General features: G+C 53.3%; 2 protein-coding genes and 1 pseudogene. 1 reads left to right on the forward strand and 2 read right to left on the reverse strand.

Annotated features, from left to right (window positions below; translation table 11 throughout):
* Positions 1 to 271 precede the first annotated feature (271 nt).
* Positions 272 to 2,110 carry an RNB domain-containing ribonuclease gene (locus C7B82_RS14145; protein ID WP_219904395.1) on the reverse strand — a complete coding sequence of 613 codons (1,839 nt, stop codon included), beginning with the start codon at positions 2,108 to 2,110 and terminating at the stop codon, positions 272 to 274.
* Between the two features lie 828 nt (positions 2,111 to 2,938).
* Positions 2,939 to 3,321 (reverse strand): annotated as a pseudogene (locus tag C7B82_RS14155) (hypothetical protein).
* 442 nt (positions 3,322 to 3,763) lie between these two features.
* Between C7B82_RS14155 and C7B82_RS14160 the strand changes: the two are divergent.
* Entirely contained in the window at positions 3,764 to 5,281 is a 1,518-nt protein-coding gene (locus C7B82_RS14160; RefSeq protein ID WP_106256938.1) for an SRPBCC domain-containing protein, read from the forward strand.
* The last annotated feature ends 19 nt before the right edge of the window (positions 5,282 to 5,300 follow it).

Below are 5,300 nucleotides of genomic sequence, written 5' to 3' on the forward strand. Positions count from 1 at the left end.
CCATGGGCAGAGCACTGAAAGGGGTGATCTATAGTTTCCTCCCTCCTTCTCGGCTTCACCAAAAGCTGGGAAGAGCCCGATATGCTTGACATCTAATACATCTTGCATTGAACCTTCCTTCAGCGATCACCTGCTTTAACCAGCACCTTTAGAATGCCCTTTTCACACTCAAAGGCAGCTCGTTCATGCCAAGTAATGTGCTGTAGCAACAAAAGTCTGTAATGGGTTTGCAAGCGCGATGACGCTAACAAGGTGCTGCTCGACCAGAAACCTAGCAGAGCGGAACCCCAGGTTCATGAACGTTGTACGCCCTGATTGCGTGTGGACTGGCAGCACCACGCTCAATCCGTAACCACACACTCTGAGCCGCTTGGCTCTTGGCTTGCTTCTTACTGCCGCCCTCGCCCTTACCCACAAGGTCAAAACACGCACAGACGCACTGAAACAAGCCGTTGCTCGTGGCGACTGCCGCAAACGTGTACTCCGGCAGTGGCACACCCAGGCGTTGAGCGTATTGGTTGAGCGAACTCACGTAGTCTCGCTCCTGGTTCGCCGCGATCAGGGTCTCCGGCGCGGGACGCACAGGCTCAACTGGCAGTGGCGTAGCTGTTTCTGGTAGCTGTGCTGCGGTACTGCTGACCAGTGTTTCCCAGACCCATGCTTCTAACCAACGGGATGCGGAGTCTTGCTGCGCTAACGCTTTACGCGGCGCGACTGACCAAACAGGCGGACACTGCTCTTTGCCTGCCTGAGTCACCACACAGAGCGCTGCCCAACCGTCCGGTGTGCTCTGCTCTTTGAACTCAACAGTGGGAGTGGGCTGCCAGTGCATGCGGATCAGGTTCAGGACTTGCAGGCTCATGGGGTTGTCAGCGATCGCTGCCCAGACCTGGAGCTTGACGCTCACACTTGCTGGTGTGTTGGGCATGACCACCAACACCTGGTAGAAGTCCATTGCTGTTAGTGTGCCGTCTGCCAGTCGTTGCAACAGCGTGGGCTCGAGTGCTGCCCACTGGTCGTTAAGTACACCCTGCTTTAAGGCTTTGCTGAACAGCTCAGGAGACAACGCTGCCAGGTCAGTCTGCTGTACTTGCGCCACCACTGCACTCCGTCGTTGTGCCCGATGCTGGGCATTCTTCTGATCACGGCGGGCGTGGTGTAGCGTGGTTAGGAGTGTCGCCATATCTGCGAGCGTGGCGATCGGATACGGGGCTGGTTGACCGTGCAGCGCCGCTTTGAGCAAGCGCTGGTTCACCAGGTCAGCGTACCGTCGAATCGGGGACGTGGTGTGGGCGTAGACCGCCAAACCCAGCCCAACGTGTGGTTTCGCCTCTGGGCTGTACTGCGCCCGCTCATAGTGCCCCGCCAGCGCCCGTCTGAGTTGTTCATCATCGGCAATTGCTTTCAGCTCTTGCACAAACTGCTGTCGTTCCGCAGGCAACTCGTTGAGGTCACGATAGTCATGGACGCGGTACAGCCAACGGTGCTGATGGTCGTGCATGAACTCAGAGACGACCCGATTCGTCAGGATCATGAGTTCTGCAATCATCTGCTGTGACCGCAGGCTTTGCGTCACCACGCGACCGTCTTCGTCAATGTAGTTTGCCCCGACGGTGCGCCCGTAGACAGCCCCCTGTTGCTGCCGTTGTTGTGCCAGTTGGCGCGTCACTTGTTCTAGCAGTCGGAGTTGTGGTTGCAAGTGGTGGGGTGCTCCCCGCAGAATCCCCTCGACCGCTTCGTAGCTGAACTGCTCCTGGCTGACGAGCACCTGTTCACGCAGGGACACGTCCAGCAGGTCGCCCTGTGGGTCCACCAGAATGTCCACGGTGATGACCGGGCGCTCGACGAAGGGCAGCAGGCTCAGCGACGCTTCCAGGCTCTGGGGGAACAGCGGTTTGCGCGTGGTTGGCAGGTACGCTGTCTCGCCACGTTTGAGCGCCTGCCTGTCCAGAAAGCTGTCCAGCGGGACTTGACTCGCCACGTCAGTAATATGTACCTGAAGCTGCGTGTTGTTGCCGTTGGTCTCCACCCAAACGGCATCGTCCAGATCTTGTGAACTGGCACCGTCGATGGTAAAGCCTGTCGCGGTTTCCATAGACAAGGGTTTCATGTGACGAACGAACATGGGGGCGCTGGGCTACGCCTTTGCAGCCCCATTATCTTGGGCGATCGCGATGGTCCTGCTACCGGTATTTCAGCATACCCATTGTCAGTCGGCGCAGTGCGATCGCTCTTCGTCCTGATGGCGCTGGTCAAACCAAGTCTCAAGCAAGCAAAGCAGCCGAGGGGTCCGTGTTGGGATACTGGTGTTCGCACTAGGAAGCGATATAGGCATTGAGCCGAGATACATGCGAAAGTTTATCATATGGATGCTGAAAGCCTCTCTGTGAAAGGCTTTCAGCATCTGGCTCGAAACAGGGTCTTGTTGGTTAGTTGCCGGATAGGCAGAAGCGCAACGGTAGAATGCGGCTTTCAGGCGACGAATGAGGCGCAAATCAGGTGGTGTACTAACCGTTTTTCATTAGTACAGCGTCCAAAAGGAGTCCAAACCTTTACTAATCAGGGCTTTCAGCGATTACGGCTAAAGGTCAAAAGGCTAGAGTGCCTATACAGTCTACGTTTCAAGGCGATATGATAAAAAATCACACCTATCTCGGCTTAATCCCAAAAGCATCTAATTTTACCATCACCATATAAAAACGATGGTCAGGATAGCAGCATGTTTGTGCCATGAAACACCCAAAGTGGCGAGCACAGGGACTGAGATGCAGTCGAGTAGGCCACCGCTGTCCACTCACGACTGACCCTTCCTCCTTGGCGAGAGTTTCTAGCCTTCATCTAGCCTCATTTTGTGTAAGCGCAAGCAAAATGGGCCCCGGGTAAGGCTGCTCAGACTGGCATAACTGACGGCAACAGGTAAAACCGCCCATGTCGGGCATCATCGCATCGAGCAAGACCAGATCAAACGCATAGCGATCGCGTCATACTCGGTGTAGCCCATGACCGTGCAGACATGTCCCGCTGCTAAAAAGCCCTGGACTTGGTTATGGGGTGCAGCCAGAAACGTCTCCATGGCGGGGGAACGAGGACATGAGATACCAAAAGAGAGAGATTTTTGATGCCTTGTTGATGAACTTGGTAGACCAGCATTGCTGTTGTCGGTGCTATGGTTTCAAACCCAACGGCAAAGAAGACGATTTGTTTGCTGGGGTTCGTCTGAGCAATTTTAAGGACATCCAGGGGAGAATACACGATGCGAATATCGCCGCCCTTGGCTTTCACGATGAGTAAATCGGTATGGCTACCGGGCACGCGCAGCATGTCCCCATGGGTGTGGAAGGCGTAATGGGATAGATGGCAATTACTTCATTCAGTTGATAGGCAACTTGAGCGACAGCTTCGTTCCCATCAATGGTTGCAAAGGTTCTCTCCCTAGAATTTGCCATACCCATAGAACCTCAATGATTTGTTCCACCCTTGAGGGTAGGCAAAAAGTTTGAGGAACTTGTGAGGGTAGCGTGATCGGTGCAGCATTCAGCTAACACGTCATGGCAAAAGTTTTACTACTTGGCATTGAGAAATTCTCTGAAAAACGGTATTTTGGGCATATTCTGCTGGTGGTGTTTGAGTGTTTAAATTCACTGGCTTCGCTTGGTTGGCCGCATTCGGTAGTTGTCTGCGCGTTTTTTGTTCGGGCATATTATTGTCATTAGAGATCGATCGCACACACCCATAACAAAAGCATTCGCTCAAGGATTAGTTTATGAGCAGCACCAGTGATGCTAAGGCGGGAGAATCGATTTCCAATAATCAGATATCCTGGTCTGGGAAGAAAGCTGTCCCAATCTCATCCCAGGACGCTTGGGATCTCATGTGGCGCCCAGGGGGGCAGTCACATTGGCTAGGTCTTCAAGGTCACATCGAATTCAAAGCGGGTACACGCTTAGCTTTGACTGATGAGACTGGTGTCTGGCGCATCGCTCAGATAAAAAGAGTCAAAAAACAAGAGCCTAAGTCCGTCACTATGTTGATCAGTGCTTCCGCATCCTGGTATCTGGATCATGAGACCGAAGTAACCATCGACATCACGAGACAAGACGAATCGGGAAGTGTTATCACCATTAAAGAATCGGGCATCCCTAGCGGGCGCTACAAAGAGGTGCAGTGTTACTGGAACAAGCGCCTAAATCGGCTAAACGATCTCGCCGTACGCATAAGAAATCGGCGAAAGAATGTTCGCCAAGCAGTTGTGGTAATTCACGGCATCGGCGAGCAACAGCCTGGAGAAACCCTTAAAGGACTCATTAACGGAGTGTTCAACGTCAATGGCAAAAGACGGGAGGGGCAGAAGGAGTGGATAAAGCCCGATCAATATTCCAACTCCTACGAACTGCATCGGGTGACCATTAAGGGGACAAAAGACCAGCCAACCACAGACATCTTTGAGTGCTACTGGGCACACATCATACGCAACACCACCCTTGATCAGGTTTCTGCTTGGGTGTGGTGGTTGTTGTTTCGCTGGCCCGTGCCCAAGCCGATTTTCCCATGGTGGCTTCTGGTATGGATACTGATCCTAGCCGTGCTGGTCGCAGCGATCACAGCCCTCGCTGGTGTCAAACTCGTAGGCTGGGCTTTTGCCCTCCCCCCTTTAGTGCTGGCTGTATTGAGCTGGCTGTGGCATTATCTTGGGAACCCTCTGGCTATTAACTTCATCGGTGATGCGGCACGCTACCTACGCCTGCATCCAGCAAATATTGCCCACCGCCAAGCAATCCGCGAAGCGGGCGTGTCTCTTATCGAGAAACTCCACGCTTCGGGTCGGTACGACCGCATCGTATTGCTAGGGCACAGTCTAGGTTCGGTCATTGCTTACGACATCATCACCCACAGCTGGGCGCGAATGCATAAGAAGCACGATAGCCCGATGTCCCCTCACTTCAAAGAAGTCATAGCCGTTGAACGGGAATTGACCAAACAGGCATCTCCCAACGCGTTGGCATTTCAAGATGTCCAGCACACCGCTTGGTACCGTCAGCGTAAAAACACACAACCCTGGCTCATCACCGATTTGGTCACAGTCGGCAGCCCACTGACCTATGCTGACTTTCTTCTCGCTGATAGTAAGACAGCCTTCGAATATGCGAAATCAGAGCGTATTCTGCCCACTTGTCCACCAGAACCCGAACGCGAGAAGAAATCAAACCATGAAAAGATGACCTATAGAAGTTACGCATTGACAGAGAGCAGGAAATGTGATGACTCTAGATTAGTCTCCTAGCCCTTGGAAATCCGTCGTG

The sequence above is a fragment of the Stenomitos frigidus ULC18 genome (genome assembly GCF_003003795.1).
Classification (GTDB): Bacteria; Cyanobacteriota; Cyanobacteriia; order Leptolyngbyales; family Leptolyngbyaceae; genus Stenomitos; species Stenomitos frigidus_A.

Coding starts and splice junctions, on each gene's coding strand:
- C7B82_RS14145 (WP_219904395.1), bottom strand. CDS start 2,110: ATGAAACCCTTGTCTATGGAAACCGCGACAGGCTTTACCATCGACGGT.
- C7B82_RS14160 (WP_106256938.1), top strand. CDS start 3,764: ATGAGCAGCACCAGTGATGCTAAGGCGGGAGAATCGATTTCCAATAAT.